Origin of the sequence: Streptomyces tubercidicus, from assembly GCF_027497495.1 — a bacterium.
Lineage (GTDB): Bacteria > Actinomycetota > Actinomycetes > Streptomycetales > Streptomycetaceae > Streptomyces > Streptomyces tubercidicus.
The window spans coordinates 480,108-506,856 of the sequence record NZ_CP114205.1 but is presented as its reverse complement, the minus strand read 5'-3'; the positions used below and the strand labels follow the sequence as shown (position 1 = coordinate 506,856).

Here is a 26,749-nt window from a genome sequence, read left to right as displayed (position 1 = left end):
GGTACCGGACAGGGGGATCGGGTAGCAGATCGGACGGTCGGGCGATGGGTGGTCTCGGTGGTGGTCAGCCCTCCACGGGGCTCGGGAGCGGGCCGCCCTCCCCGTCCATGGGCAAGGTGATCGCATCGGCGTCCGTCCCCTGGCCGGTGCGGAAGTACGGGGCGTGGCGTACCCACTTGGCCCAGGCGGCGGTCGCCAGGCCGGCCACGATGAAGAGGACGGGGAGCAGCAGCATGAACCAGCCGTTGTCCGGGTTCGCTTCGAAGTGGTCGCTCATGGTGGCGTAGTCCCAGACGAGGTAGCCGCCGAGCCCGAACAGCGTCAGCGCGCTCACCGCCGGTACGACCACGTCCCGGAGCGCGCGCACGGCTCCGGCGCGCAGGCTGTCGCGGAAACGCACCGCACAGGCGAGCGCGGTGAGTCCGTAGTAAAGGGCCACGGTCAGGCCGATCGAGTTGACGGCCGTGAGGATCATGTCGTTGAGCTTGGGGATGCCGACCGCGAGTACGGCGAGCAGCGCGGCGATGGCCATGATCAGCACGGTGCCCACGGCGGGGGAGCCGTAGCGCGGGTGCACCCGCTGCCACACCGCGCCCAGCGTCCGGTCGCGGGCCATCGCCAGGGTGCCGCGGGCGGTCGGGATGACGCTCGACTGGAGGGAGGCGAAGGCGGAGCACATCAGGGCGGCGAGGGGCAGCGAGGCCCAGGGCTCCGGGGCCAGCTTGGTGCCGAGGAAGGTGAGCGCCTGCGGCCCGTTGTGCACCAGTTCCCCGGTGCTCATCACCCGCTGGAACGCCAGCGAACCGACGAGGAACAGGCCCATCATCACGACCAGTGCGATCAGTCCGCCGCGGGCCGCGTCGGTGGAGCTGCGGGTCTCCTCGTTGACGCTGAACGCGGCGTCCCAGCCCCAGTAGAAGAACACCGCCAGCACCATCCCCTGGGCCACGGCCTGCGGTGAGCCGATCTCCAACGGGTTGAGCCAGGACAGCGAGAACTGCTGGTCGCCGACGATCAGCGCGTAGCCGCAGAAGACCAGCAGGACCGCGTACTCGAAGATCAGCAGCCCCATCTGCAGCCGGGTCGCGGCCCGTACGCCCGTGATGGCGGTGATGGTGACGACGACCAGCGCGACCAGGCCCACGGCGGTGCTGATGCCGGTCGAGGACGGATCCAGCGGGAGCCCCCACACGCTGTGCAGGCCCAGCTTGTTGAGGAACTGCAGCACGACCGAGCCGGTCACCGCGCCTGTGTACGCCATGAAGATCACGTTGCCGACCAGCACCACCCAGCCGGTCAGGAATCCGGGCCAGGGGCCGATGGTCCGGCCCACCCAGGTGTAGCCGCTGCCGCAGTTGGGCTCACTGCGGTTGAGCCGGGCATACGAGAGCGCGATGCCGAGGATGGGCACAAAGGCCAGCAGCAACAGGGCGGGTGTCTGCCGGCCGGCGTACGCGGCCAGAGTGCCCATTCCGATGCCGATACTGGTGGTCGCGGCGGTGCTTGACGCGGCGATCGCCACCCCGTCCTTCACCCCCAGTGAGCGGCGCATTCTCGCCGGGCCGGGGTCCTGCTGCACTGCGGAAGGCATGGCACTCACTCCTTGGACGGGCGGGCCGGGCCGGTCTCGGCCGGGCCTTGGGGAACGGGAGGCGCGGGTGGGGAGGGCGGGGCAGGGCGGCGCGGACCGGGCCCGGGATCGGGGTCCGGCCGCGTCGTACGGAGGGGGGTGGTGCGGGATGCGGCACCGCGGCGGTCCGTGTATGTCCGCCGATGAAACAGGTCGTTCATTCTTGTGTCAACGGTGTTGACGTAACCTGATGGTTAACTGGCCCCGATAGGGCCCGGGGCAGGGACGGAGCGAGGCGGAGGGGTTCGGTATGGCGGAGAGCGAGCGCGTCCCGGTGGAGCGCAAGCGGCGCCGGCCGACCAGTTCAGGCGTGGTCCTGTCGGCCGATCTCATCGTCGACGCCGCCTGTGAACTCATCGACGCCCAGGGGGCGCAGGCCTTCACCGTGCGCAAACTCGGCGCGGCGCTGGGCGCCGATCCCTCCGCGATCTACCGCTACTTCCGCAACACCGAGGATCTGCTGCTGGCGCTGGCCGACCGGCTCATCGGCGAGTCCATGACCGGCTTCGCCCCCGGCGGCGACTGGGCCGCCGATCTGCGCGAACTCGGGCTGCGGGCCTACCGTTCCGCGCTGCGTCACCCGCAGATCGCCGTGTTCAGCACCGTACGGGTCACCGGCCGGCCCCATGAACAGCGCGCCGTCGACACGGGCATCGGCCTGCTGCTCCAGGCCGGCTTCGACGAGGCGACCGCCGTCCGGCACTATCACGCCCTCGTGGACACCGCCCTCGGTCATGCGGCCGTGGACGCCGGCGTCCTGCGGCTGCCCCCCGCCCAGCGAGCGGCGGATGAACAGGCATGGCAGGACGAGTACGCCAACCTGCCCGCGGACGACTACCCCAACCTGCACCGCGTACGGGACCAGCTGCCGCAAATGGGCCACTCGGCCGTCGAACCGGCCCTCGACCTCCTCGTCGCAGCCATGCGCCAGGAGGCGGCGCAGAGGGTGGGGTGAGGGGGCGGCTGTCGCGGTGGGCGGGAGAGTCGGGGTGCGCGGGATGGTTGGGGTGCGCGGGTCTGTCGGTGGAAGGGGAGTGGCCAGGGGCAGGGGAGTAGCCAGCGGCAGGGGAGCGGCCGGAGTAAAGGGATGATCCAGGCATTTCCCTCACCCCGGTGCAACCATGAGGCATGCCCTTTCCCTGGCTGAGGTATCTCCGCGGTCGACCGGACCTGAGTCTTGTCCTGGTGCTGATCCCCGTCGGGATCATCGTGGCGGTCTGTGTGATCGATGCCCTCGCGCCGCCCGACATCCATCTGGGGCCCCTTCTCGTCGCGGCTCCCGCGATCACCGCGGCCTTCGCCGGGCCCCGTCTGACGGCGGCGATCGGTGTGCTGGCGGTGGCCGCCCAGGTGTTCATCGGCATCGCGCGCCATGCGCTGTTCACCGAGAACCTGGAGGCCCAGATCGCCTCACTGGTGGTGGTCTCCGCACTGGTCGTGCTCTTCGCCGTCGTACGCGATCGCAACGAGCGCCGGCTCACCCAGAGCCGCTCGGTGGCCGGGGTTGCCCAGCAGGTGCTGCTCCGGCCGCTCCCCGCGCACAGCGGCCCCCTGGAGATCGCCTCCCTGTACCTGGCGGCCGAGGAGGAGGCGGTGATGGGCGGCGATCTGTTCGCGGCGGCGCGTACCACCAGCAGCACCCGGCTGATCATCGGCGATGTCCGCGGCAAGGGCCTGCCCGCCTACAGCCATGCCGCCCTGATCCTCGGCGCCTTCCGCGCGGCCGCCCACCGCGAGGCCACCCTGCCCAGGCTGGCCGTCCACCTCGACGGCGCCATCCGCTGGGACAGCCGTCAGTGGCACAGTGCACCGGACCCAGAGCCCGGTGCGGACACGGCGGCCCCAGCCCCTGGCGGGGTCCCCGCCTCGGACCCGGCCCCGGCCCCGGCCTCCGACCGCGACCCTGCTCCTGCCGCTTCGGTGACCGCCCCCGACCCCGTCGCCGACCCTGTCAGCCCCGTCACCCACCCCGTCATCGGCCCCACCCTCGACACCGACGAAACCTTCGCGACCGTGATCCTGCTGGACATCCCCGACCGGCGGCCCGTCGTGCACACCACCACCTGCGGCCACCCGCCCCCGCTGCTGCTCTCTGCCGGGCAGGTGCGCACCCTCGCGGCGGAGCGGCCCGCGCTGCCGATCGGGCTCGGCGGTCTGCCCGGCGCCCCCGATTACGAGGTCGAGAGCTTCCCCTTTGAGCCCGGCGAGCTGCTACTCCTCTATACGGACGGGGTGAGCGAGGCCCGTGACGACAAGGGCACGTTCTACCCGCTGGTCGAGCGCGCCGCCGCCTGGAGCGACTGCAGTCCGCAACAGGTGCTGCGGCAGCTGCGCACGGACCTCCTGGCCCACACCAACGGCCGACTGGGCGATGACGCCGCCGCCGTCGCGGTACGACACCTGCCCGCCCGACCGCCGAGCGACTGAACTCCGAGCACCCCCTAGGTCATAGGCTCACCGCATGGTGCAGAGCAGCGCGGAAGACGTCGACGGGTATCTGGCCGAGGTGCCGGAGGAGCGCCGGGACGCCCTGACCAGGCTGCGGCAGTTGTGCCGGCGGGAGCTCAAGGGCTTCGAGGAGGTCATGGCGTACGGCATGCCCGCGTACGAGCGGGACGGCGTCGGCGAGATCGCCTTCGCGAGTCAGAAGCAGTACATCTCCTTCTATCTCCTGCGGAGCGACGTCCGAGAGGCGTTCGAGGAGCGACTGGCCGAGCAGGATATGGGCAAGGGCTGTCTGCGGTTCCGTAAACCCGGGAGCATCGATTTTGACCTGCTGCGAGACCTGCTGAGGGCCACTGCGGCCTCTCGGGGCAGAATCTGCTGACCGCAGAGGCATGACCCGGTAGCACGGATGAATTCCATCACGCTATGAATTACCGAACATATCGGGCGCATCGCAAAAAACACCCCTCCCGATATGCCTGAATTACCCACATCAATGACACTTCACCCCCTTACCCTGCGCCACCACTCCCTCCCTCTGCGGTACCCCGCCCCGGCCTGTTCTCCCTGACGCTTCCTCAATGTCGCCCCACTTGATAGACACGTCCGAATCATCCGCAAGTGGCATGGGAAGCGCACCATGAACGACCGCAGCACCTCGGAACCCCAGATATCGGAACCCCGGATAGTCGAGTTCGACCTCACCGCTCACGAGAGCCGGCGGCGGACCGAAGTCCTCGCGGCGCTGGGCGACACCTGGGACCCCATCGCGGTGATGGAGGGCGAGGCGGACGCGTACCGGCTCCTCTACTCCGGTCTGGACGCGGAGCAGCAGGCCACCTACGACGCGCTGGTCGCCGCCGGGGTGCTGCCCGCCTCCGGTCAGGGCTGAGCATGCTGCCGCTCGACCCCACCGCCGATATCGGCCGCCGCGCCTGGGTCCCGTGCCCCAGCTGCCAGGACCACCAGAACTGCGGAACCTGCCTCGACGGCCGCACCTGCCCCGACCACTGGCGCTACCTCCTGTCGAACAAGGGCAGTGTGCTGCATCTCCAGTGCCCCAACTGCACCCACCTGTGGGCCTGGCAGTCCGGCTTCGGTGCGGCCGGCCGCACCAACACCTGACGGCAGAACCGCCGTCGGACGGCCGTCCCCTGCCCACCCCACCTGCCCCTGCGCCGCTTCTGCCGCTCCCGCCGCTCCGCCCCTGTTACGACAGGCGCCGTATCGCCTGCCGCCCTGGCACTCCCGCAGATCGAGAATCAGCGCGTGGGTGTGCGCGACCAGTTCCATGGCCGCGCCGATCGCTTGACATAGCCCGCGACGATTCGGCCGAGGGCTTGGTCGATGATCTGTGCATTGCCGGTGGTCATGGCTGGTACCTCTCGGGTTGGGGCGGGTTGGGTCGGATCGGTTCCGCCGACGGGGTCGGTTCCGGGGGCTCCGATTCGCTGGCCGTCGACGGGGCGGCGCGGGTGCTCTTCACTTCCCGGTGCGCTGTGCCGGGCATCGGGCATGGGGCGGCGGTAGCGTGCGGTGCATGGAGCTGCAAGCACGATCGCTTTGGCTGTTGACGGAGCCGCTGCACGCGGTGTGCTACTTCGAAGAGCGGTGCCGTCAGCTGGGCAGGGACCTCGGTCTCAAGGGTTTCTGGATGGGGTATTTCGCCGCGCGCACCGCTCCTTTGGGGGCCGTGGAACCCGCTGCGGCAACGGCCATCCTCGGAGGCTTCGCCCCCGGGATGGTCGCCCGTGCGCTGCCCGCGGCTTGGAGCATCGTCAGCCCGGCGCATGTGCTCGACGAGCGCGGCAGCCGCGCGGCGCATGCCCTGCGCAGCATCGACCCCGAGCTGGAGCACGCGGCGGCCGAGCTGCTGTCCCCGCTCCAGGGGATCGTCGACGACGCCCCGGCCACCGCACGCCCGCTCTTCGCCGCCAACCGCGCGCTGTGCGACCACGCCGACCCCGTCGAGCGTTTGTGGCAACTGGCAACCACCGTCCGGGAGTTCCGGGGCGATGTACACCAGGCCGTGCTCGCCGACGAGGGCCTGGACGGCTGCGAGGCGCTGGTCCTGGCTGCCGCGTCCGGTCGCGTCCCCAAGGACACCATGCGGGAGGACCGCGGCTGGAGCGAGGAGGAGTGGGCCGCCGCGACAGACCGGCTGCGCTCCCGTGGCCTCGTCGACGCATACGGCGACGCGACCCACCTCGGCCGGCTGGAACGCGAGCGCATCGAGGAGGCGACCGACCGGCTGGCCGACCGCCTGCTGCACGCGCTGCCCGAAAGGGAGACCGAGGCCCTGCTGCACGGCCTGGAACCCGTGGTCCGACGCATCCTGGCCGCCGATGTCCTCCCCTTCCCCAACCCCATCGGCCTACCCCACCTGGATGAGCCGGTACACCGCGTCCCCGGCTCCTAACCCAGCCGTCGGCTCGCCTCCCTGAGCTTGTGTTCCGGATCCACCGTGTCGGACGCGGGCGGCGCCTGGACCGCGACCGGCTTGTTGCCGTCGAGGAACCGTATGGACAGGTCCAGCGGCCCCTGAGCCGCCCGCGCACGCTCACGGAACTTCACCGTGCGGTCGCCGGGGCCGACCCAGAGGTCGAGCTTCAGCTCGCGCACCCCGAGCTGTCGGTACTGCTCGATGACCTTCGCACGGCGCTCGGCGGCCGACGGGCTCTGGCCGGCGGACTTCTCCGCAGGCTCCGTCACGTCGACCACCCCGGCGTAATGCGTCGTCCGCACCCCGTCGACGGTCTCCTGGCCGACCTTCCTGACGTCATCGGACCGGGAGAGCAACGACGCCTGCGCCGCCGGATCCTGGTCCGCCTGCCGCTGCATACCTCCGAAGCCGCCGTCCCCCTGATCCGTCATGGCGATCTTGAGCCAGTGCTTGCCGCCCAGCACGGCAGCCGCTTTCCCGCCCCCGCCGACATACACCGCGTCCCCCACGAGCCGCACCGAGAACGCGCCATCCTTCATGCCCCCGGCCGCCGTCATCCGCATATCGACGGCGCGCGGCCGGACGCTGAACGACGCCTTGCCCTCGACGGTCCCCTGCCCGGGGACCTTGCCGGCGACGCGGTACGAGAGGGAGTTGAGACCGGTGCCCTTATCGACGGCCTTCCGCACCGCGGCGACCGTGGCGGCGTCGGGACGCTCCGAGGCGCCGGAGCGGTCATCGGACGGGCCGCCGGCCGTGCATGCCGCCGTGAGCCCCATCACGGCGGTGGTGAGCAGCGCCCCGGCGACCCGGGATGAGATGCGAGAGCGATCAGCCATGGTCCCCCCATGAACACATGGAAATGCGAAGATGCGACTGATCGAGACATTAGCTCACGGCACTGACAATCCGCGTTGCGTATTTTCGCTGGGCCTCTGGCCAGGGCATATGACCTCGGAACGGGGTTCGCGGCGGTCTGGACCCGGGCACCCGGAACGATTTTCATCTGGTGGTTCGATGGGTGCTTTGGGGTGCTTTGCTGAGCCAGATCGGGACACCTGCGCGCAAGAGGCGTTGAATGAGTATGGATCCTAGAGAGTTGTGGGACCGCAACGCCGTGCTGGCAGAAGCGTTTTGCCTGGGCGACGAGCGTGTGCGCGAGGCGCAGGCCAGGCTTGACGAGGCCCAGGCCGACCGGTCGCGGGTTCTGGCGGCATTCGCGGTGACGGTGGGCAGTACCGGAGCGGTGGCCGGTCTGTTCGGTTTGAACGAGCGGGAAGTGCGGATCGCCCGGCGCACGGTGGGCAAGGAGGACGCCCGCGCCGTCGCCGACGAATTGCTGGCGGCCGCCACGCCTACCGGGCCGGCGCGGGAGCCCGAGGAGGCCACCTCGGCGCCGGAGCCCGCGGCCGAATATTCCCACCAGAACCCGTCCGCCGGAGCGCGCCCGGCCGGCACTCCCCGCGACACCACCGGCGGCATGGGTGCCTCGGAGCAGACCTGGTCTCCGGCGATGGACGCGGTGCTCATCGGCAGTTGGCAGACCGGGGTGGATTTGCGCGAACTCGCCGCTGAATTCGGGCTCGACCTCACCCGCTTGGTCACCCGGGCCCAACAGCTCTCCGCCCAGGGGCGGTTCTATCCCGGCCCGGTGGAAACCCATGCGGGACGCCACCGGCGCGGCCCCGGCGATGTTCATGAATCCGAATACACCATCCCCGCCCAGCAGACGGCCTCCTGGAACGCCGCGCCCTCCGGGCACCCCATGGCGTCCGGGTGGCATACGGGCGCCATGCCGTCCACGGAGTCCGTCCCGGACATGACCGCCCTGGCCTCCGATTGGGACAACGCCCTCGCCCCCTGGGGTACCCTCGCGCACTCTCACGAGGAGCCCGTATCGGCCCATCAGCCCTGGGCGCAATACCACCTCAGTTCCTGATGCCACCTCGGTTCCTGGCGGCCTGCTTGGCGCCCCTTTGCAGGCCTCAGCCCGCCGTCTCCCCCGCATGTGGTGTCAGGGCGCCCGCTGCGACCAGGGCGAAGAGGGCTATGCCCAGGAGGATGCGGTAGATGACGAAGGGCATGAAGGACTTGTTGGAGATGAACTTCATGAACCATGCGATCACCGCGTAGCCGACGACGAAGGCGATGATCGTGGCGAAGACGGTGGGGCCCCAGGAGACATGGCCCTGGCCGGCGTCCTTGAGTTCGTAGACGCCGGAGGCCAGTACGGCCGGGATGGCGAGCAGGAAGGAGTAACGGGCGGCGGATTCGCGGGTGTAGCCCATCAGCAGACCGCCGCTGATCGTGGCGCCGGAGCGGGAGACGCCCGGGATGAGCGCCATGGCCTGGCAGACGCCGTACAGGAGGCCGTCCTTGACGCTGAGGTCGGTGAGGCCCTTGCGCTGCTTGATGGCGCGGTGCCGGCCGCCGGTCTCGTCGCGGGCGGCCAGGCGGTCGGCGATGCCGAGGACCACACCCATGACGATGAGGGTGGTGGCGATCAGCCGCAGATCGCGGAACGGGCCCTCGATGGCGTCCTTGAGCGTGATGCCCAGCACACCGATCGGGATCGAGCCGACGATCACCAGCCAGCCCATCTGGGCATCGTGATCGTGCCGCAGCTCCCGGTTGAAGAGGGAGCGGCTCCAGGTCGAGATGATCCGCCCGATGTCCTTGCGGAAGTAGATGATGACGGCCGCCTCGGTGCCGATCTGCGTGATGGCGGTGAACGCCGCACCGGGGTCCTGCCAGCCGGCGAACGCCGCGGTCAAGCGGAGATGCGCGCTGGAGGAGATGGGCAGGAACTCGGTCAGCCCTTGGACAAGTCCGAGGACGAAAGATTCAAACCAAGACATGGAAAATACGCTATCCAAGGGTGATCAAGCGCTGACCTGCGCGAGACGGGAGAAAGCGGACAGTGGCGGCGGATGCGGATCACCGCCGACCCGGGCAGCGTAACGTCCGAAGATGTCCGGGCTGTCAAAGGGGCAGGGGCCTGGGTGTATCGAGCCCGGCGCGGGGCCGCCGTTGCGGAATCCGTCGGCCGCCATGGCGCGTTCAGTGACCGCGCAGCGTCTTCCGTTTACGCCACGCCACCGCCAGTGCGCCGAGAGCGCTGATGGCGATGAAGCCCATGGCTAGGAGGAACAGCGGTGAGGTGGGCGTCGAGGCACGGGCACCGGCGATGGCGTAGGCCGCGGTGTTCGGGATGCTGCCGAGTGCTGTGGCGAGCAGGAAGGGGAGCCACCCCATACGGGACACCGCGGCGCAGTAGTTCGTGGCGCAGAACGGCAGCCCGGGGAAGAGCCGGAGGGCCAGCATCGAGCGGAAGCCGTGCTCGCTCAACTGCCGGTCGGCAGCCGTCAGCCAGCGGGCGCGCAGCAGCGGACGCAGCGCGTCCTGGCCGAGGAGCCGGCCGAGTCCGAAGGCCAGTCCGGCGCCCAGCACCGTCCCGGCCAAGGCGGTGGCCAGGCCGGCCTGGCCACCGAAGAGGGCGCCCGCCGCGAGATTGAGGACCGGGCGCGGCACGAAGGCGGTGGTGCATCCGCCGTAGGCCAGCGCGAAGAGCAGGAGGGCGGTCGGACCGGACAGCCGCTCGGGCCAGCCACCGGTGAGGAGCTGCTGCGGCTGCCAGAGCAGCATCGCGGCCGCGGCACCGGCCAGTAGGGCCAGCAGCAGCCCCAGCCGGGCCCAGGGGGAGAGCAGCACACGCGTGCAGCGCGCGGCGAGGCCGTCAGGCGTTGCGGCGGGCGGGAACATCCCGGGAGCGTAACCGACAGCGGCGCCGAAGAGCCGCCACCCGGGCCGTACGCCCCCAGGAGCCGTCCCTTGTGCAGCGGGCAACCAAGTCCCGATCCGGGGCAGGCATCCATGCCATCGTCGGGCCGCGCCGGAAGCCGGATGGATCGCTCGCCCCTGGGTCAGGACGTAAGCCGGATAAATCGTTCGACGCAGGGGCGGCCGACCGGCACCATATGACGCATGTCCCGGCAGCCCTTCCTCGCGCTCCCGTCCGCAGTCGCGGACGCGCCGAAGGCTGCCGTCGACCTTCTCGCGGCCCTCGCCGCAGCGGAATGCGCACCCGCAGGTGCCGTCTCGGTGGCAGCGGCCACCGCCGTCGCAGCAGCCGGCCTCCCGGTCGCCGCAGCGGCCGACGGCGCACGAAGCTGACCCTCTCCGGATCGTCCGGCGGACCCCGCAGGGGGAGGGTCGGCCGGTCTCAGGGGTCCCCACGGCGCCAAGTCGCCGTTCTCACCGCACTGTTGCGAGGAAGAACACCATGCCCAAGACGGCATTCGTGCGCACCAAGCCGCACTTGAACATCGGCACCATGGGGCACGTCGACCACGGCAAGACCACCCTGACCGCGGCCATCACCAAGGTTCTCAGCGACCGGGGGAGCGGGACGTTCGTGCCGTTCGACCGGATCGACCGGGCCCCGGAGGAGGCCGCCCGCGGTATCACCATCAACATCTCGCACGTCGAGTACGAGACCGGCACCCGGCACTACGCCCATGTCGACATGCCCGGCCACGCCGACTTCATCAAGAACATGGTGACCGGCGCGGCGCAGCTGGACGGCGCGATCCTGGTCGTCTCCGCGCTTGACGGGATCATGCCGCAGACCGCCGAGCATGTGCTGCTCGCCAGGCAAGTGGGCGTCCGGCACATCGTCGTGGCCCTCAACAAGGCCGACGCGGGTGACTCGGAGCTCACCGACCTGGTGGAGCTGGAGGTGCGTGAACTGCTGAGCGGGCACGGCTACGACGGGGAGCATGTCCCCGTTGTGCGGGTCTCGGGGCTGCGCGCTCTGGAGGGCGACCCGCGCTGGACGCAGGCCATCGAGGCGCTGCTGGACGCCGTGGACACCTACGTCCCGATGCCCGAGCGGTATGTCGACGCGCCGTTCCTGTTGCCGGTGGAGAACGTGCTGACCATTACGGGGCGCGGCACGGTCGTCACCGGAGCCGTCGAGCGCGGCACGGTGCGGATCGGCGACCGGGTCGAAGTGCTCGGCGCCGAGACGGAGACGACGGTCACCGGGCTGGAGACCTTCGGCAAGCCCATGGAGTCCGCCGAGGCGGGCGACAATGTCGCGCTGCTGTTGCGCGGTGTGCACCGTGACCAGGTGCGCCGTGGGCATGTGGTCGCCGCGCCCGGCAGCGTCACACCGCGGCGCCGTTTCACCGCCGAGGTGTATGTCCTCTCCACCGATGAGGGCGGTCGCCGGACGCCGCTCTCCACCGGCTACCGGCCGCAGTTCTACATCCGTACCGCGGATGTGGTCGGCGACCTCGACCTCGGTGAGCGGGGCATCGCACGCCCCGGCGAGACCGTGACGGTGTCCGTCGAGCTGGGCCGCGAGGTGCCGCTGGAGCGGGGGCTGGGCTTCGCCATCCGCGAGGGCGGCCGGACCGTCGGCGCGGGCACGGTACGCACCGTCGAGGACTGAAACATCGCAGGTCATGTGGCTGCGCCCGGTGCCTTCCTGGTGCCGGGCGCAGCCGTCCGCTGTTCCAGGACAAGCCGCCGTCGACTGTCCCGGGGGCAACCAGCAGCCCACTGTCGCCGGGGCATAGGGGGTGCGAGACTGCTGGCCACAGATGACGACGATGATCCGGCCGCGCCATACGGGGCGGCCGGTCGGCCGGAAGGCGCGAGGGAGACCCATGGCGGGTACGGCACTGGTCCTGGGCGGCGGCGGGCTCACCGGCATCGGCTGGGAGATCGGGATGCTGGCCGGGCTCGCCGAGGCGGGCGTCGACCTCGCCGACGTCGATGTGGTCATCGGCACCTCCGCCGGATCGATCGTCGCCGCCCAGCTCACCTCCCGGCAGCTGCCCCTGGAGGAGATGTACGAGCGTCAGCTCGCCGTACCGGAGACCCGCGCGGCCGCTCGTATGGGCCCGGCTGCCCTGGCCCGCTTCGCGGCCATCGCGCTGCGCTCACGCGACACGCTCTCCTTCGGCGTACGGATGGGCAAACTGGCGCTTGCCGCCCGTACCGTCCCCGAGGCGGAACAGCGGACGGTGATCGCCCGGACCCTGGGGATGACCGACTGGCCGGCCCGCCGGTTGGTGATCACCGCGGTTGATGCGGCAACCGGGGAGCGGCGCGCGTTCGACGACACGAGTGGGGTGCCACTGCTCGACGCGGTGGGCGCGAGCTGCGCGGTCCCCGGTGTCTATCCGCCGGTCACCATCGACGGCACGCGCTGGATCGACGGCGGGGTGCACTCCAGCGCCAACGCCGATCTGGCCGCCGGATACGGCCGGGTGGTGGTCGTCGCGCCGATGGCGGTCTCCGGCGGCCCGATCGCCGGACCGCGGGCCCAGGGCGCCCGGCTCGCGCGCGATGGTGCCCGGGTGTGTGTGATCACCCCCGACCGCGTGGCCAGATCGGCGTTCGGCCGCAACGTCCTCGACCCCGCCAAGCGCGCGGACGCGGCTCGCGCGGGGCGCCGCCAGGCCGCCGCGCATGTGGCGGAGATCCGGCAGGTCTGGGCCGACTGACCGGCCGCTCCCCGCCCCGACCGGGGGCGGGGCACCGTGGCCGCACCGGCACAATGGGACGGTGGACGAAGCACCTGAGCCGATACCCGTCACCCGGACCGTGGACTGCGGCACCGCCAAGCTGCTGCCGGACGTCGACCGGCCGCACGCCTGGCTGCTGACCGTGGATGGCGCGCCGCAGTCGTACGTGGACCTCGACGCGCCCACGCATCTGGAATTCGAGTATGTGCGCCGGCTGGCCCATGTCCTGGACGAGGCGGCCGCCCCGGGGCAGCCGCTCGACGCGCTGCATCTGGGCGGCGGAGCGCTGACCCTGCCGCGCTACCTGGCCGCTACCCGTCCGCACTCCCGGCAGGACGTCGTCGAAGCGGACCGCGGACTGCTCGCCCTGGTGACGGAGCAGCTGCCGCTGCCCGCCCACTGCGGGATCACCGTGCACGCCGAGGACGCCCGTACGGCGCTGGAGGCGGCGCCGGAGGGCAGCGCCGATGTCATCGTGGCGGATGTCTTCGGCGGAGCGCGGGTGCCGGCCCAGCTCACCTCGGTCGAGTACGCACGGGCCGCCGCGCGGGTGCTGCGGCCGGACGGCTGCTATGCGGCGAACCTCGCGGACAGCGCGCCGTTCGCCTTTCTGCGCGGCCAACTCGCCAATTTCGCCACGGTCTTCGAGCATCTCGCACTGATCGCCGAGCCGTCGGTGCTGCGCGGCCGCCGGTTCGGCAACGCCGTGCTGCTCGCCTCCCGTACGCCGCTCCCCGTCGCCGACCTGGCCCGGCGGACGGCGGGTGACGTCTTCCCGGCCCGGGTCGAGCACGGCGCGGCGCTGCGGCGGCTGATCGCGGACGCGGAACCCGTACGCGATGGTGAGGCGGTGGCGTCCCCGGTGCCGCCGGACGGCACGTTCAGCGTGGGCTGACCCCGGCCGGCTCCGGCCTCGCGGAGCAGCGACCGGTCACTCCGCCGCCGCGACGGCCCCTCGCGACGCCCCCCGGCTTCGGCCACTCCGCCCCCGCCGTGTCCGCTGCCGTCGCCCCGGCCGGGCGGGCCGACGGTGCCCCGGCCGCCGGCGCCGTCGTCGTACGCCGCGTCAGACGCCGGAGGTCGGGTACGCACAGCACCGCCGCCGTCAGCAGCACGATCAGCGCCGAGCAGCCCCACAGCGCGGCCGTCCGGCCGATGCGGTCCTGGACGGGACCGGCCAGCGCGGTGGCCAGCGGGACCATGGCCAGGGATCCGAGCCAGTCGTAGGACGAGACCCGGGAGAACTTCTCCTCAGGGATCTCCTGGTGCAGCGCCGTCATCCAGGTCACCGCGAAGACCTCGATCGCGATCCCGGTGCCGAACATGATCACGGTGAGTCCGGCCGCGGGCAGGGGGACGGCGAGCGCGGCGGACGGGAGGGCGAGCGGGAAGACACACAGCGCACCGGTCAGCAGCATCCGGCGTGGCCGGAACCGGGTCATCAGCAGGGCGCCGCCCGCGGTGCCCACACCGAATCCGGCCAGTGCCAGCCCCCAGGGACCGGGGCCGCCCAGATGCTGCTCGGCGACCAGGGGGCCGTAGACCGCCTCGGCGGCCGAGATCACCGCGTTGACGATGGAGAACTGCACCACCACCGCCCACAGCCAGGGCCGGGAGGCGACCTCGCGCCAGCCGTCCCGCAGATCGTGCAGCACCCCGCCGCCGGGCTTCCGTACGGGGACGCCGCTGACGTCGAGGAACGCGCGCAACGCCGCCGCGAGGGCGAAGGCGGCGGAGTCGATGGCCAGCACCCAGCCGGGCCCGACCGCGGCGACCAGCGCGCCGCCCAGTGCCGCGCCGCCGATGTTCGCGCCGTTCATACCCATTCGGAACACGGCGAAGGCGCGCCCCGCCTGGTCGCCGGAGACGCTGGCCAGCACCATGCCTTCGGAGGCCGGCGCGAAGAACGCCTGCCCGGTACCGCCGAGCGCGGCCAGCAGCGCCATCTGCCACATCTGCGGTTCCCCGGCCAGCACGAGGAGCGCGAACAGCCCCTGGGAGACACAGCTGAGGGCGTTCGCGGCGACCATGACGCGATGCCGGGGGAGCCGGTCGGCGACCGCGCCGCCGATCAGCAGGAAGCAGAGGAGCGGGAGCGTCCGCGCGGCGGCGACCAGGCCGACATCGGTGGCGGAGCCGCCCGTGGCGAGCACCGCGAAGGCGGTCGCGATCAGCGCGCCGGAGCTGCCGAGGTTCGCGATCACCGTGGCGCCGGTGAGCAGCAGATAGTTACGCCCCGCCCATGCGGGGGCCTTCACCAAGGCCGCACCCGTAGGGAGAGCGCCGTGGCCGTCGGCTTCAGGGGCGGGGCGTCCGGTCGGTTCACGGGGCGTGCCGGGCGCTTCGCCCGTCCGTCTCCGCTGTGTTGCTGCGCTGGCCACATGGGCGTCAACGATATGCGGGGCGCTCCGTGGGGCGGCACCGGGCCGTCGGCCGACGTACGGCGACGGGCCGGGCCCGGGGGCGCGGCGGCCCGTGACGCGGGCGGCTCTTCCCACCTAAGCTACCGCTAGGTAACATGACCTCATGTCCTCCGAGACCCTGCCGTCGATCGGCGAAATGATGGCGGCATCCGTGCCGATGGCCCGCACCCTGAACCTGGAGTTCACCGAGACCACCGCCGAGCGTGCCGTGGTCCGCATGCCCGACCAGCCCGACTTCCACAACCACGTCGGCGGTCCGCACGCCGGCGCGATGTTCACCCTCGCCGAGTCGGCGAGCGGCGCCATCGTGATGGCGGCCTTCAGCGACCAGCTCGGCCGCGCGGTGCCGCTGGCCGTGCGGGCCGAGATCGGCTACAAGAAGCTCGCCATGGGGCCCGTCACCGCCACCGCGGAGCTGGGCCGGCCGGTGGCCGAGGTTGTCGCCGAGCTCGACGCCGGAGAGCGCCCGGAATTTCCGGTGAACATCGCCATCACCCGCGAGGACGGCGCGGTGACCGGCGAGATGAGCATCGTGTGGACCCTGCGCCCCAATAAGTGAGCCGCTGAGCGAGTCGCCTCACCACAGGGCACTCCTGGCCCGCCGTGCACCGCGCGGCGGGCCGTCGTCGAGTCCGGGCGCCAGATGTCGCGCACCGCACGTGGATTCGCTCCCCGGCGTTCCCGGTCGAGTAGGCTTCCCGGGGCGCGCTGCAGTGCGCCAGGGGATCGATCGGCCCGGTGTCACGGACGTCGGGCCACGGCCCACGGGGCCCTACACCAGCGGAGGAATCGGCGTTGCACATCCAGGAGTGGCTCGAATCGGTGCCGGCCGTGAGCGTCTACCTCCTGGTGGGGGTGGTCATCGGTCTGGAGAGCCTGGGCATTCCGCTGCCCGGTGAGATCGTCCTCGTCAGCTCCGCGCTCCTCGCGGCGACCCAGGATCACATCGACCCGTGGGTGCTCGGCGCCAGTGCGTCCAGCGGCGCGATCATCGGCGACTCCATCGGGTATCTGATCGGCCGCAAGGGCGGCCAGCCGCTGTTGCAGTGGGCCGGCCGCAAGTTCCCCAAGCACTTCGGCCCCGACCAGGTCGCGATGGCCGAGGAGAAGTTCGACAAGTGGGGTATGTGGGCGGTCTTTTTCGGCCGCTTCATCGCGCTGCTGCGGATCTTCGCCGGCCCGCTCGCCGGTGTACTGAAGATGCCGTACTGGAAGTTCCTGATCGCCAACGTCCTCGGCGGCATCGTCTGGGCCGGCGGCACGGTCGCGCTGATCTACAGCGTAGGCGTCGTCGCCGAGGCCTGGCTCAAGCGCTTCTCCTGGCTCGGGCTGGTCGCCGCGCTGCTGTTCGGCGTCGGCTCCTTCCTCCTCATGAAGCACCGAGCGAAGAAGGCCGCCGCCGCGCGCGAGGCGGCGGAGAGCCCGGTCCCGGCGACGGTCGACTGACCCGCACGGACCGCTTCCAGGGCCCGTACCGTCGAGCTGCTCGCCCTGTGTCATACGCTTCAACTGCCCGTGAATGGCGGGCAGTTGAACGGTCCAGGGGTGCAACAGGTGCAACACCCCCACAGTCAAAGGCCGTTCGCGAAGTAGTGTCGCGTCAGGGCATCATCCATACGTCGGGCCCGCCGTCACGCCATTCGAAGACGCCGGTGTCGTCCCAGACGAAGGTGGTCGCACAGAAACCGGCGCGGCGCAGGATCGCGGCCACGTCGCCCGGGCGCAGCGCTCGTCCCAGATCCTGTCCGTAGAGCGTCACGCGGCGACCGCCGGTGCAGGGCGGATGCACGATCACGGGGGCACGCTTCATATCCCCAGCATGCGACCGGCCCGTCACCCTCGCATCCCGAGCGCGACAGGCCCATCACACAGCGTGTCCACCGCTCGGGGCGTCAAGGCCCGGCCCGCAGTCGCGAGAAGAACGGCTGCGGCGGCATGTCCGCCCCGGCGGGCCGCCACCACGGGACCTCCTCGTCAGGGCCGCGCCGTGGCTCCCCGCCGCGTACCTCACGCCGCAGACCGGCCAGCAGATTGCGGGCCCCGGCGATGAACAGCGGGTCACCGATGAGCTGTTTGGCCGCCAGCGCGGTACGGCAGGCCCGCAGCGCCGCCGTCGGCTCCCCGTGGGCGCGCTCGGTTGCCGCACACGCGTACAGGACCGTCGAGTACAGCCAGAAATCGCCGTCCGAGTGCCGACTCTCCCAGGCGCGTCGGGCCGCCTCCCGTGCCCGCTCCGCATCGAGCGACGACAGCGCGACGGCGAGCAGCGCCCAGCTGTGGGCAGGCCCCGGGCCGAACCACGGGTCCCTGGAACGGTGCCGGGCCGACTCCTCCAGACAGGCCACCGCCGCCGCGGTGTTCCCCCGGTACAGCGCCAGTACGCCGTGCGCATGCGCGATACGGGCCAGCCCGTCGGAGTCCGCATGCATCACGGCCGCCGTCCATGCCTGGTCGAGCAGCGTCTCCGCGGCGCCGAGCGAATGCTCCTGCGCCGCGAGGTACCCGGCCAGCCACAGGGCGCGGGCCCGTAGCGCGGTGTCGTCCCGGGAGAGCAGCAGCAGCCGGTCCAGATGTGCCCGCCCCTCGCGGCGGAAGCCACAGGCCGCCCAGTGGAACCACAGCGAGACCGCGATCTCCAGGGCGCCGAGCGCATCCTCCGCGTCCTGCGGCGGCCGGGTCAGCGCCGCGTCGAGGTTGGCCTGTTCATCCTCCACCAGACGTACGGCGACCTGCTGATTCGGGCCCTGCCAGGCGATCTGGGCCTCGGCCGCGAGGGCCGCGCACGCCTGCCGGAAGCGTCGCAGCGCCGCGGCTTCCTCGCCCGCCTCGCGCAGCTGCGTCCGCCCGAAGTCGCGGGCGGCGCGGGGGAGTCGGTAGCGGGCAGGCAGCGCCGCCCCGGTGTCTTCCTGAGCGCCGCCGGCGTCCCGTACGCGCTCGATGACCGAGGCGTTGCGGAGCCGTTCCAGCGCACCGTCGACCGCTGCCGCAGGAACGTCACAGCTGGTGCAGACACAACCGGCCAGCCAGGGATCGAAGTCGCCGGGCAGCACCGAGAGCCTCGCCCACACCCGCCGGTCGGTGGGCGAACAGAGGGCGTAGCCCGCGGCCTGCGCGGCGTAGAGCGAGGTGTGCCGCACGGTCGCCGCGGGCCCCGAGTAGAACAGCGGGCCGTCCGCCCCCACCTGCGCCGCGAGCTGCGGCAACGACATCCGGTCCAGTTGTTGCGCGGCCAGTGCGATCGCCAGCGGCGAGCCCTCCAGCGCCTGGCACACCGCGACCAGGAGCTCCGGTGCGGCGGCTCCGGCCCGTGCGGCCAGCAGCTCGACGGCCGGCCCGGCGATGCCCTCGCCCAGCGTCACCGGGAGCGGTGCGACCGCGACGACCCGCTCCTCGGGCAGCCCGAGCGCACCACGTGCGGTCGCCACGATGCGCAGCGCCGGATCGGCCCGCAGCAGCCGTCGTACGAGCTGGGCGCACTCCTCGCGGAGCGGGTCGCAGTCGTCGAGCAGGATGGTGGCGCGCGACCGCCGGCAGTGCGCGGCGAGCGCGGCAATCGCCGTATCGTCCGCCGGAGTGGGGCCTGTTGGGACATCCGTAGGCCCCGTCCGTCCCATACGGCCGTGCACCGGCTCGCCGTTGTGTGACGGGGTGGTCCGCCGGGCGAAGGCCGTCGCGGTGTCCCGACGGGCGTCGTCCCCGGGGTGCGCCGCCCGGAGGAGCGCCTCCGTCAGCCCGCCATGGGGAAGACCGTCCCAGCAGCCGACGCGGAGGATCGTGCCGTCGTGCCGGGCGGTGTGCTCCTCCAGGACGGCGCGGGCCAGCACGCTCTTCCCCACTCCCGCGGCTCCGGTGAGCGTCACGAGCGGGGCGCTGTCCAGCAGCCCGGACACCAGCTCATGCTCAACGGCCCGTCCCACTACGCCGGGCAGCGGCCGGCGCTCGGCCCTCGCGGTCATCGGTCATCCCCAACCACGGCTCAGCGCCGCGCCCTTCGGAATTGGGAACCAACCTTGCCAGAACCGACCGTCGGGTAAACAACCCGTGGCCTCATCGAACGAGGGAAACCCGGCCGGCGTACTTGACGTGCGGGGGTGTCTCCGTGCGCCGCCGGGAGCGCGGAACGCCTGGTCAGGGTGGCCGAGGGAGGCGCCGAGGGCGCTGCGGACGATCTTAAGTGGTGTCGTGCGACCGGTGGCGCAGTGGCAGCGTGGCTGCGCGGCCGGCCCGAGGATCCAAGGAGAGCGCCCCGATGAAGTGCCTGCGCGTCCGCGCTGCGGTGAGTGTGGTGGTGCTGGGGCTGTTGGCCGGCTGTGGCAGCGGCAGGGACACCGTCGACACCGCGAATGTGCCGCGGCCGGTCCGGGCCGCGGACGCCCGCAACGGACAGCCCCGGGTGGTGCCGCCCCACGGCCCGCGCTCGTCCTTCACCCCCTTCCGTCCGACCGGAGGCGACGGCACCCGGGTCGTCAGGACGAAGTGGCACGGCCGCAAGTCCGGTTTCACCGGCGACATATGGGCCTGGGTGCCGCCGCAGTACCACCAGGCGCGCTACGCCCGGAGCGGTTTCCCGGTGCTGATCGCGCTGCCCGGGGCCTATGGCTATCCGTTCAACTACTGGGCAGGGGAGGCTTTTGCGCTGGAGGAGCGGATCGCCCGGTGGTCGCGGCAGGGCAGGACGCTGCCGTTCATCGTCGTGATGCCGGTGCTCAATCCGGGCAGGACGTACTACGACGGCAGCGATATCCCGGGGCAGCCCAAGATGGGCACCTGGCTGACCGAGGACGTACCGGACTTCACGCGGGCCAACTTCCGTACGTACGACAGCCGTGACGGCTGGGCGTTCATGGGGTCCTCGTCCGGTGGCTTCGCCGCGCTGAAGGCCGTCCTCAAGGAACCGCAGAAGTTCAAGGCGGCCGTCGTCAACGGCCCCGACACCGCGCCGGATTCACCGCTGTGGCAGGGGCATCCGGCCGAGATGCGCGCCAATGACCCGCGACATCTGGCGCGGCAGCTGGCCGCGCGCAACGGCCTGCCGGTCTATCTCGCCTTCGAGCTCGGCAGCAAGGAGGCGGCGGTGCCCGATGTGAAGCGCTTCATCAAGGGTTACACCGGCGGTCCGGTCCACTCCAGGCTCTTCGAAATACCGGACGGGGTGCACAGCGGGCACACCTACATCCGGCGGATGGCCGACTCGCTGCACTGGATCAGCCGCCGAATGCGGGGCCCCGTACCGTCCGTGTGACGCACCGTCGCCTGGCCGGCCGCACGGGTGGGAAGCTCCTGTCGCCGAAACCGGGTCACCGGAAAGAATTGTCCGTGACTGACTTCCGGTGATCCCCAGGGGCCCGCGCTCGGTCGACTGCGCGAAGGATCTGCGGGCTGTCGAGGGTGCCCGGACCCACTGCACGGCTCACTATCTGCGGGGGACCGACCGGGACATGACCGTACGGGTCGTCCGGGTCCGCCGTGGTGAGATCACCTATGTCCGTGATGTGCCGCATCGCTGGCCTTTGCTGACCGCTGATGTGCGTTGCGTTCGCTATGGCGTAGGGCAGTACATCAACGGTCCGTCAGGATGCCGACGGACTGCTTGTGCCGCCGTGGAGCGGCATCGATGCCCAATGAACGTGAACTGGGCCTTTGTTGAATCTGCTTCAGATGCTGCAAGTGGTCAGATCGCCGTTGGACGACGGGTGTTGCTGTGATGCTAAGATCATCGCACTTGCCAACCGGGTAGTCACCTGCTAAGGCAAGAAAGAAATTCCGCGCATTGGCCTATGAAAACCGCCACCCCGGGGAGAACTATGCCATTAGCCGGCCCTTTGATGGCTTTCTGGCAGGCGACTGTGCGCGGCCGTACACGTATGTCTGGGGTCGTGGGTGATTCTCTACGCCGCAGCCAGGCATACGAAACCTGGTGGCTCCGTCGTCCGAAGAGAGTCCTATGACGCAATACTTCCAGGATCCAGCGTTCTGGGGATTGATCGCTGGTACCCCTGTTGCTGCCACCGCGATTGTTCGCGGCAGAATGAAGATCGCGGATCTTCGCAATGAAAAGGCCGAGCTCAAGCAGCACTACGCCAATCTTGAGGATCACTACACGGAGGCTGTGGAAGAAGCCAAGGACCGGGCCGAAGAGGCGACCAAGACGACTCTGAAGTCCGCCATGCGGACACTACAGGGTCTGGCGAGCGAACAGCAGCTGGCGATTTCCAAGCTGCAGGAGACCTATGGCGAGCACAAGATCCTTCAGGATCTGCTCGACATCGACCACATGAACTCGCAGTTCGCGCGACGGGCCCAGTCCATCGCCGTGCTCTGCGACGGCTGGCTCGGCCGGCGACGCCACAACGCCTCGCTCTACGATGTCGTCCGCAGCGCCAAGGGGCGTATTCGGCATTTCACCCGCGTCGAGATCCGGTCGCAGAGCAATTTCGCCATCGTGAGCCGCGCCGTGGAACCGGTTGCGCTGGTGCTTGCCGAACTGCTGGACAATGCCACCAGCTATTCGGCGCCGGAAACGATGATCGAGATCAATATCCGGCCGGTGCCCAAGGGCGTCTGCATCATCGTCGATGACGCCGGTGTCGGTATGAACGAGGAGGAGAAGGCGCGAGCCGCGCAGCTGCTGTCGAGCGAGAATGCGGCCAGTGTCTCCAGCCTCGGCAACCCGCCGCAGTTCGGCTTCACGGTCATGGGTGTGCTCGCCGCTCGCTACGGATTCACGGTATCGGTGGATTCCACCTCGCCCTACGGTGGCGTGCGCGCGGTCGTCCTGCTCCCCGACGATCTACTGACGTCTCTGCACGAGCCCGAGGAGAGCCCTGCCGTGGCCGCGTCCGCTCCCTTGCCGCCTGAGAATGCCCCTGGTCACTCGGCCTATGGCGCTCCGGCTCCGGCCCCGCCCGGATACCCGGCGGCCGGCTCCCCGGCTCCCGTCCCGGCGCCCCTGGGGCAGCCGTCCGGTGCCCGCCCGATTTCTGAGACCACGGCCGGCGGCCTGCCGAAGCGGCGCCGCCGCGGTGCGATTTCCATCGTGCCGACCGAATCCGAGAGCACCGAAACCCCGGCCCGCGACAGCGCGAAGACGGCGTCCGTCATGGGCGCATTCCAGCGCGGCACACAGTCCGGCCGCCGTTCCACCTATGAAAGCAATGAAGGGCCTGAGGTTCAGTGAACTACGATCTGTCGTGGATGCTTGACAGTGCTCTGGAATTGCCGGAAGCACAGCATGCCATCCTCGTCTCCGCAGACGGTCTGCTTATGGCCCGGTCGAAGGAAGTCGGCCGGGATCGCGCCGATACCGTCGCCGCCGCCATGAGCGGAATGCAGTCGCTGAGCCGTACGGTCGCCGACTTCTGTCATGGTGGTGCGCCCGCCAACCGGCCGCAATGGCGGCAGACGCTGGTCGAGTTCGACCATGGCTGGGTATTTCTGATTTCGGCCGGCGAAGGTGCCTATCTCGCGGTGTCGGCGTCGCCTGACGTCGATATGGCGGAGATCACGTTCCGCATGCAACAGCTGGTGGGTCAGCTCGGTAAGGCCCTGACCAGTCCTCCTCGTGAGAGGGCTGACATTCAGCCATGACAACCGATGACGAGCCGGAGCTGGAACACGAAGCAGCGGAATTAGTGCGGCCGTACGTCATCACCAACGGCCGCGATCTTCTTGACGGCAGTGACTTCTCACTGATCACCCTGGTCACCGTGCATGAGGAACCTCCCCGTACGAAACCCCTCGATCCGGAGAAACTCCGCCTGCTGGAGCTGTGCTCGGGGGGCTTCCTCTCGATCGCGGAGATAGCCGGGCACACCCGGTTACCGGTGGGCGTCGTCAAGATTCTGGTGTCCGATCTCGCGCGGGAGGGATATCTCTTCTCCCGCGCGCCTATACCTAGCGCTCAGCTTGTCGACCGGCAAATACTGGAGGAGGTGCTGAATGGGCTCCAGGCTCGCTTTGGATGACGGTGTGTACCTGCGCAGTTCAGTGCAGACCGCGGCGAAGATCCTCGTGGTCGGGCACTTCGCCGTGGGAAAGACGACATTCATCGGGACCATGTCCGAGATTCCGCCGCTGCGAACCGAAGAGATAATGACCCAGGCGGGCGCGGGAATTGACGACCCCAAAGGCGCGCCCGGAAAGACCACCACCACGGTCGCCATGGACTTCGGCCGGCTCACGCTCAGCGAGGAGCTGGTCCTCTATCTGTTCGGAACCCCCGGCCAGCAGCGCTTCGTTCAGGTGTGGGAGGACATGACACGCGGTGCGCTCGGGGCGCTCGTCCTGGTCGACCCCACGCGCCTCGATGAGTCCTTCCCTGTCATGGACCTGGTGGAACACTACGGAATCCCCTACGCCATCGCCGTGAACCGCTTCGACGGGACGCCCACGCACTCGCTCGACGAGATCCGGGAGGCGCTGGACTTGCTTCCCGAGACGCCGGTGGTCAGTTGTGACGCACGGGACCAACGTTCCTCCGCGGATTCACTGATCGCACTCGTCCGATATCTCCAGTCCCGCCTCAACTAGGAGTTCAGGCATGCAATCTCACTCGGAATACAAGAGCCCACCACCCGGCTGCCCCGCGCACGCCGGCGGCGAAAGGGTGCCCCTGCACGGGATGGAGTTCGCCGCCGCGCCGGACGCCTTCTACGAGCTGATGCGGGAGTACGGCCCCAGCGCGCCCGTCGAGCTGGCTCCCGGTGTGGAGGCCGAACTCGTCACGGAGTACGGGGCGGCGCTGCACCTCCTTCAGAATCCGGACACCTTTGCACGGGATCCACGCCGTTGGCGCGCACTGAACGAGGGGCGGGTTCCCCTGGACAGTCCGGTGCTGCCGATGATGATGTACCGGCCGAACGCCATGTTCTCGGACGGCGCCACCCACCTGAGGCTCCGTCAGGCCGTGACGGACAGCCTGTCCCGGGTCGACATGCACCGGATGAACCGGCATGTCAATCGGGTGGGGGCCTATCTCATCGAGCAGTTCAGCAGCCGCGGCAAGGCCGATCTGGTCACCGACTACGCGCAGTGGCTGCCGCTGCTCGTCTTCAACGACCTCTTCGGCTGCCCGGCCGAGATCGGTGACCGGCTGGTCTTCGGCTTCTCCGGCATCTTCGACGGCGTCGATGCGGAGAAGGCGAATGAGGTCCTCACCGAGTCGTTGTTCGAGCTGGTGGCGCTGAAGCGGACCAACCCCGGCGATGACGTCACCTCGTGGCTGATGCAGCATCAGGCGGGGCTCAGCGATGAGGAGATGATCCACCAGCTCGTTCTCCTCATAGGCGCCGGCGCGGAGCCGATGCAGAACATCATCGCCAGTGCCCTGCGCCTGCTGCTGGCCGACGAGAGGTACACAGGTGGCCAGCATTCGGCCGGCATGCTCGTCGAGGACGCCATCAATGACGTGCTGTGGAACTCCCCGCCGATAGCCAACTACGCGGTGCACTACCCCGTGCACGATGTCGAGGTCTCCGGACGTACGCTGCCCGGCGGTGCCCCCGTGCTCGTCAGCTTCGCGGCGGCCAACACCGATCCGAACGTCTCGTTGGGCCGTCAGACGCTCAGCAAGCGGGCGCATCTGGCGTGGGGGGCCGGGCCGCACGCCTGCCCGGCGAAGGACGCGGCCCTGCTGATCTCGATTCTGGCCATCGAGAAGCTCCTCAACGTCCTTCCGGACATTGAACTGGCGGTGGCCGAAGAGAGCTTGACGTATCGGCCGGGCCCGTTCCATCGGGCGCTCAATGGGCTTCCGGCCCGCTTCACGCCGGTGCACGGCGAGCGCCGACCGGCCGGTCGGTCCTCTGGTGTTACCAGCGGAAATACCTCGCCGCAGGATAACCAGGGCAAGTCCAGGAAGGGCAGCTGGTGGAGTGGATTCCTCAGCTGGTGGAAGGTGTGACATCTGCAACAGAGTCGAGCGCGTAATCATCGTATAAGTGTTCAGCCGCCGGGGTAGGCAGGGGTGTCCCGTTTTATGTGAGCGGCTGAACAAGGAGTAGTTGTGGAGTCCGTCCTGACTTCCCCCGCGGTTGATCGACGGGCCGTGGTTTCGCTTTTCTCTCGTTTGCGCACCCCGAGCGGGCAAGCGAATCCATTGCCTTTCTACGACGAACTCAGATCGATGGGGGATGTGGTCCCAGCACCGTGGGGCGGGTACCTGATCACCTCGTACGGCCTGTGTGACCGGGTGCTCCGGGATCGGGCGTGGGGGGTGCCGGACAGTGAGTGGCGGGCTCGGCAGGGGGAGGCGACGCGGTGGAGCGCGGCTTCGTCGCGGGAAATGAGCAGGACCTTGCCCGCGCTCAATCCTCCGCATCACACGCGAGTGCGGCGTTCCTTGGGCAATATGTTCGACCGGAAAGGCATGGCTGATATCAAGGATGCGATCGAGGAATCCGTCGATCAGCTTCTTGAACGTCTTGCCGAGAAATTGCGCACCGATGGTGAAGCGGATTTCAGTGCTCTGGTCAGCGAAGAGCTTCCCATGCATACCATCGGGAGCTGGCTGCAACTGCCGCCCGCCGATTACCCGTATTTGCGCGCACTCGCCCACGATCAGGTATTCACCCAGGAGTTGCTGCCGTCCACGAGTCAGCTCGCGCTGTCCGACTCCGCCACAGGACAACTCCAGGCGTACTTCAGGGAATTGGTACAGGAACGCCGCAGGGCACCCGGGAACGATCCGGTCTCGGGCTGGCTGCGTACCTGGGACGCTCTCGCAGCCGACCGGGAGGCGGCCGACGAGGCCGTCTACCTCCTCGCGCTGCTGGTCTTCCTGGCCGCACCGGAGACCACCTCCACCATGCTGTCCACCATGGTGTGGCTCCTCCTGGAGCATCCCCGCCAGTTCGGGTGGCTGCGTGCCCATCCCGACCACGTACCGGACGCGGTCGAGGAAGTGCTGCGCTACGACTCCCCGAACCACATCATCAGCCGTGTCGCCCCCGAGGACACCATGCTCGCCGGCGTGCCCATAGAGAAGGACCGGATGGTCCACCTCATGATCGGCGCCGCCAACCACGACCCCCGGCACCATCTCGACCCCGGTGTCTTCGACATCCGCCGCAAGGCCGCGCACCTCAGCTTCAGCTCCGGTATCCACTACTGCCTGGGGGCGCCGCTGGCGCGTCTGGAGGCGACGACACTGCTGACCGCGCTCCTCGGCCGGCTGCCCGGTCTGCAGGTCAGCGCGCCCCCGGTCTGGGCGCCGCGGGTGGGGTTCCGCCGCATCACCGAACTCCGTGTGGTCCCATCCTGATGCGGTTCCGGC

General features: G+C 69.9%; 27 protein-coding genes. 20 read left to right on the top strand and 7 right to left on the bottom strand.

Features of this window, described 5'->3' with window-relative positions:
• Positions 1-64 precede the first annotated feature (64 nt).
• Positions 65-1,591: an APC family permease gene (locus STRTU_RS02290; RefSeq protein WP_246240073.1), complete on the bottom strand. Its 1,527-nt coding sequence runs from the start codon at positions 1,589-1,591 to the stop codon at positions 65-67.
• 289 nt (positions 1,592-1,880) lie between these two features.
• On the opposite strand from STRTU_RS02290, the gene STRTU_RS02285 reads away from it, so the two are divergent.
• The 6 genes from STRTU_RS02285 to STRTU_RS02260 all read left to right on the top strand — a co-directional run bounded on the left by STRTU_RS02285 (position 1,881) and on the right by STRTU_RS02260 (position 6,494).
• Positions 1,881-2,585, top strand: coding sequence for a TetR/AcrR family transcriptional regulator (locus tag STRTU_RS02285; RefSeq protein ID WP_159741979.1), 705 nt, complete (start codon positions 1,881-1,883; stop codon positions 2,583-2,585).
• A gap of 230 nt (positions 2,586-2,815) precedes the next feature.
• On the top strand, positions 2,816-4,057 hold the full coding sequence (locus STRTU_RS02280) for a PP2C family protein-serine/threonine phosphatase (RefSeq protein WP_159741978.1): 1,242 nt from the start codon (positions 2,816-2,818) through the stop codon (positions 4,055-4,057).
• A gap of 34 nt (positions 4,058-4,091) precedes the next feature.
• Positions 4,092-4,457 carry an iron chaperone gene (locus STRTU_RS02275; protein ID WP_159741977.1) on the top strand — a complete coding sequence of 122 codons (366 nt, stop codon included), beginning with the start codon at positions 4,092-4,094 and terminating at the stop codon, positions 4,455-4,457.
• A 258-nt stretch (positions 4,458-4,715) separates the two neighbouring features.
• On the top strand, positions 4,716-4,967 hold the full coding sequence (locus STRTU_RS02270; protein ID WP_159741976.1) for a DUF6400 family protein: 252 nt from the start codon (positions 4,716-4,718) through the stop codon (positions 4,965-4,967).
• 2 nt (positions 4,968-4,969) lie between these two features.
• Complete coding sequence (locus tag STRTU_RS02265) at positions 4,970-5,200, top strand: hypothetical protein (RefSeq protein ID WP_159741975.1); 231 nt, start codon at positions 4,970-4,972, stop codon at positions 5,198-5,200.
• Between the two features lie 415 nt (positions 5,201-5,615).
• Positions 5,616-6,494 carry an SCO6745 family protein gene (locus STRTU_RS02260; protein ID WP_159741974.1) on the top strand — a complete coding sequence of 293 codons (879 nt, stop codon included), beginning with the start codon at positions 5,616-5,618 and terminating at the stop codon, positions 6,492-6,494.
• Here STRTU_RS02260 and STRTU_RS02255 read toward each other — a convergent pair.
• Complete coding sequence (locus STRTU_RS02255; protein WP_159741973.1) at positions 6,491-7,357, bottom strand: SCO4651 family lipoprotein; 867 nt, start codon at positions 7,355-7,357, stop codon at positions 6,491-6,493. The two genes, STRTU_RS02260 and STRTU_RS02255, sit on opposite strands and share 4 nt — an antisense overlap.
• A gap of 239 nt (positions 7,358-7,596) precedes the next feature.
• Here STRTU_RS02255 and STRTU_RS02250 point away from each other — a divergent pair, with 239 nt between their 5' ends.
• Positions 7,597-8,457 carry a hypothetical protein gene (locus STRTU_RS02250; RefSeq protein ID WP_246240072.1) on the top strand — a complete coding sequence of 287 codons (861 nt, stop codon included), beginning with the start codon at positions 7,597-7,599 and terminating at the stop codon, positions 8,455-8,457.
• 46 nt (positions 8,458-8,503) lie between these two features.
• On the opposite strand, the gene STRTU_RS02245 is transcribed toward STRTU_RS02250, so the two are convergent.
• Both STRTU_RS02245 and STRTU_RS02240 read right to left on the bottom strand, forming a co-directional pair.
• On the bottom strand, positions 8,504-9,376 hold the full coding sequence (locus STRTU_RS02245) for an undecaprenyl-diphosphate phosphatase (protein ID WP_159741972.1): 873 nt from the start codon (positions 9,374-9,376) through the stop codon (positions 8,504-8,506).
• A gap of 202 nt (positions 9,377-9,578) precedes the next feature.
• A complete protein-coding gene (locus tag STRTU_RS02240) occupies positions 9,579-10,280 on the bottom strand; it encodes a TVP38/TMEM64 family protein (RefSeq protein ID WP_159741971.1) in 702 nt (233 codons plus the stop codon).
• Positions 10,281-10,502: 222 nt separating this feature from the next.
• On the opposite strand from STRTU_RS02240, the gene STRTU_RS02235 reads away from it, so the two are divergent.
• The 4 genes from STRTU_RS02235 (at position 10,503) to STRTU_RS02220 (ending at position 13,949) form a co-directional block, all read left to right on the top strand.
• Entirely contained in the window at positions 10,503-10,691 is a 189-nt protein-coding gene (locus STRTU_RS02235; protein ID WP_159741970.1) for a hypothetical protein, read from the top strand.
• A gap of 109 nt (positions 10,692-10,800) precedes the next feature.
• On the top strand, positions 10,801-11,973 hold the full coding sequence (tuf, locus tag STRTU_RS02230) for an elongation factor Tu (RefSeq protein ID WP_159741969.1): 1,173 nt from the start codon (positions 10,801-10,803) through the stop codon (positions 11,971-11,973).
• A gap of 217 nt (positions 11,974-12,190) precedes the next feature.
• Entirely contained in the window at positions 12,191-13,033 is an 843-nt protein-coding gene (locus STRTU_RS02225; protein WP_159741968.1) for a patatin-like phospholipase family protein, read from the top strand.
• Between the two features lie 61 nt (positions 13,034-13,094).
• The gene (locus STRTU_RS02220) at positions 13,095-13,949 is read left to right on the top strand and encodes a spermidine synthase (RefSeq protein ID WP_159741967.1); all 855 of its coding nucleotides are present in this window, start codon (positions 13,095-13,097) and stop codon (positions 13,947-13,949) included.
• Here STRTU_RS02220 and STRTU_RS02215 read toward each other — a convergent pair.
• On the bottom strand, positions 13,936-15,315 hold the full coding sequence (locus STRTU_RS02215; protein WP_167539109.1) for an MFS transporter: 1,380 nt from the start codon (positions 15,313-15,315) through the stop codon (positions 13,936-13,938). The genes STRTU_RS02220 and STRTU_RS02215 overlap by 14 nt on opposite strands.
• A 265-nt stretch (positions 15,316-15,580) precedes the next feature.
• On the opposite strand from STRTU_RS02215, the gene STRTU_RS02210 reads away from it, so the two are divergent.
• Both STRTU_RS02210 and STRTU_RS02205 read left to right on the top strand, forming a co-directional pair.
• Positions 15,581-16,036: a DUF4442 domain-containing protein gene (locus STRTU_RS02210; protein WP_159741965.1), complete on the top strand. Its 456-nt coding sequence runs from the start codon at positions 15,581-15,583 to the stop codon at positions 16,034-16,036.
• 236 nt (positions 16,037-16,272) lie between these two features.
• Complete coding sequence (locus STRTU_RS02205) at positions 16,273-16,923, top strand: DedA family protein (RefSeq protein ID WP_159741964.1); 651 nt, start codon at positions 16,273-16,275, stop codon at positions 16,921-16,923.
• Positions 16,924-17,077: 154 nt separating this feature from the next.
• Here the strand turns inward: STRTU_RS02205 and STRTU_RS02200 are convergent, their stop codons facing one another.
• Entirely contained in the window at positions 17,078-17,287 is a 210-nt protein-coding gene (locus tag STRTU_RS02200; RefSeq protein WP_167539108.1) for a hypothetical protein, read from the bottom strand.
• Positions 17,288-17,369: 82 nt separating this feature from the next.
• Complete coding sequence (locus tag STRTU_RS02195) at positions 17,370-19,433, bottom strand: ATP-binding protein (protein ID WP_159741963.1); 2,064 nt, start codon at positions 19,431-19,433, stop codon at positions 17,370-17,372.
• Between the two features lie 293 nt (positions 19,434-19,726).
• On the opposite strand from STRTU_RS02195, the gene STRTU_RS02190 reads away from it, so the two are divergent.
• The 7 genes from STRTU_RS02190 (at position 19,727) to STRTU_RS36075 (ending at position 26,737) form a co-directional block, all read left to right on the top strand.
• Positions 19,727-20,719: an alpha/beta hydrolase gene (locus STRTU_RS02190; RefSeq protein WP_159741962.1), complete on the top strand. Its 993-nt coding sequence runs from the start codon at positions 19,727-19,729 to the stop codon at positions 20,717-20,719.
• Positions 20,720-21,421: 702 nt separating this feature from the next.
• Entirely contained in the window at positions 21,422-22,654 is a 1,233-nt protein-coding gene (locus STRTU_RS02185) for an ATP-binding protein (RefSeq protein ID WP_159741961.1), read from the top strand.
• Positions 22,651-23,064, top strand: a complete 414-nt coding sequence (locus STRTU_RS02180; RefSeq protein ID WP_159741960.1) for a roadblock/LC7 domain-containing protein — start codon at positions 22,651-22,653, stop codon at positions 23,062-23,064. The genes STRTU_RS02185 and STRTU_RS02180 overlap by 4 nt, the downstream gene beginning before the upstream one ends.
• Complete coding sequence (locus STRTU_RS02175; RefSeq protein WP_159741959.1) at positions 23,061-23,441, top strand: DUF742 domain-containing protein; 381 nt, start codon at positions 23,061-23,063, stop codon at positions 23,439-23,441. The genes STRTU_RS02180 and STRTU_RS02175 overlap by 4 nt, the downstream gene beginning before the upstream one ends.
• Positions 23,416-24,006: a GTP-binding protein gene (locus tag STRTU_RS02170; RefSeq protein WP_159741958.1), complete on the top strand. Its 591-nt coding sequence runs from the start codon at positions 23,416-23,418 to the stop codon at positions 24,004-24,006. Before STRTU_RS02175 ends, STRTU_RS02170 begins: the two co-directional genes overlap by 26 nt.
• Before the next feature lie 10 nt (positions 24,007-24,016).
• Positions 24,017-25,378, top strand: a complete 1,362-nt coding sequence (locus STRTU_RS02165) for a cytochrome P450 (RefSeq protein WP_159741957.1) — start codon at positions 24,017-24,019, stop codon at positions 25,376-25,378.
• A 102-nt stretch (positions 25,379-25,480) separates the two neighbouring features.
• Complete coding sequence (locus STRTU_RS36075) at positions 25,481-26,737, top strand: cytochrome P450 (protein ID WP_159741956.1); 1,257 nt, start codon at positions 25,481-25,483, stop codon at positions 26,735-26,737.
• Positions 26,738-26,749: the final 12 nt, after the last annotated feature.

Bases quoted from the DNA above. Each gene is read 5' to 3' on its own strand.
- STRTU_RS02290 (WP_246240073.1), bottom strand. From the start codon at position 1,591: ATGCCTTCCGCAGTGCAGCAGGACCCCGGCCCGGCGAGAATGCGCCGC.
- STRTU_RS02285 (WP_159741979.1), top strand. From the start codon at position 1,881: ATGGCGGAGAGCGAGCGCGTCCCGGTGGAGCGCAAGCGGCGCCGGCCG.
- STRTU_RS02275 (WP_159741977.1), top strand. From the start codon at position 4,092: ATGGTGCAGAGCAGCGCGGAAGACGTCGACGGGTATCTGGCCGAGGTG.
- STRTU_RS02270 (WP_159741976.1), top strand. From the start codon at position 4,716: ATGAACGACCGCAGCACCTCGGAACCCCAGATATCGGAACCCCGGATA.
- STRTU_RS02265 (WP_159741975.1), top strand. From the start codon at position 4,970: ATGCTGCCGCTCGACCCCACCGCCGATATCGGCCGCCGCGCCTGGGTC.
- STRTU_RS02260 (WP_159741974.1), top strand. From the start codon at position 5,616: ATGGAGCTGCAAGCACGATCGCTTTGGCTGTTGACGGAGCCGCTGCAC.
- STRTU_RS02255 (WP_159741973.1), bottom strand. From the start codon at position 7,357: ATGGCTGATCGCTCTCGCATCTCATCCCGGGTCGCCGGGGCGCTGCTC.
- STRTU_RS02250 (WP_246240072.1), top strand. From the start codon at position 7,597: ATGAGTATGGATCCTAGAGAGTTGTGGGACCGCAACGCCGTGCTGGCA.
- STRTU_RS02245 (WP_159741972.1), bottom strand. From the start codon at position 9,376: ATGTCTTGGTTTGAATCTTTCGTCCTCGGACTTGTCCAAGGGCTGACC.
- STRTU_RS02240 (WP_159741971.1), bottom strand. From the start codon at position 10,280: ATGTTCCCGCCCGCCGCAACGCCTGACGGCCTCGCCGCGCGCTGCACG.
- STRTU_RS02235 (WP_159741970.1), top strand. From the start codon at position 10,503: ATGTCCCGGCAGCCCTTCCTCGCGCTCCCGTCCGCAGTCGCGGACGCG.
- tuf (WP_159741969.1), top strand. From the start codon at position 10,801: ATGCCCAAGACGGCATTCGTGCGCACCAAGCCGCACTTGAACATCGGC.
- STRTU_RS02225 (WP_159741968.1), top strand. From the start codon at position 12,191: ATGGCGGGTACGGCACTGGTCCTGGGCGGCGGCGGGCTCACCGGCATC.
- STRTU_RS02210 (WP_159741965.1), top strand. From the start codon at position 15,581: ATGTCCTCCGAGACCCTGCCGTCGATCGGCGAAATGATGGCGGCATCC.
- STRTU_RS02200 (WP_167539108.1), bottom strand. From the start codon at position 17,287: ATGAAGCGTGCCCCCGTGATCGTGCATCCGCCCTGCACCGGCGGTCGC.
- STRTU_RS02195 (WP_159741963.1), bottom strand. From the start codon at position 19,433: ATGACCGCGAGGGCCGAGCGCCGGCCGCTGCCCGGCGTAGTGGGACGG.
- STRTU_RS02190 (WP_159741962.1), top strand. From the start codon at position 19,727: ATGAAGTGCCTGCGCGTCCGCGCTGCGGTGAGTGTGGTGGTGCTGGGG.
- STRTU_RS02185 (WP_159741961.1), top strand. From the start codon at position 21,422: ATGACGCAATACTTCCAGGATCCAGCGTTCTGGGGATTGATCGCTGGT.
- STRTU_RS02175 (WP_159741959.1), top strand. From the start codon at position 23,061: ATGACAACCGATGACGAGCCGGAGCTGGAACACGAAGCAGCGGAATTA.
- STRTU_RS02170 (WP_159741958.1), top strand. From the start codon at position 23,416: ATGGGCTCCAGGCTCGCTTTGGATGACGGTGTGTACCTGCGCAGTTCA.
- STRTU_RS02165 (WP_159741957.1), top strand. From the start codon at position 24,017: ATGCAATCTCACTCGGAATACAAGAGCCCACCACCCGGCTGCCCCGCG.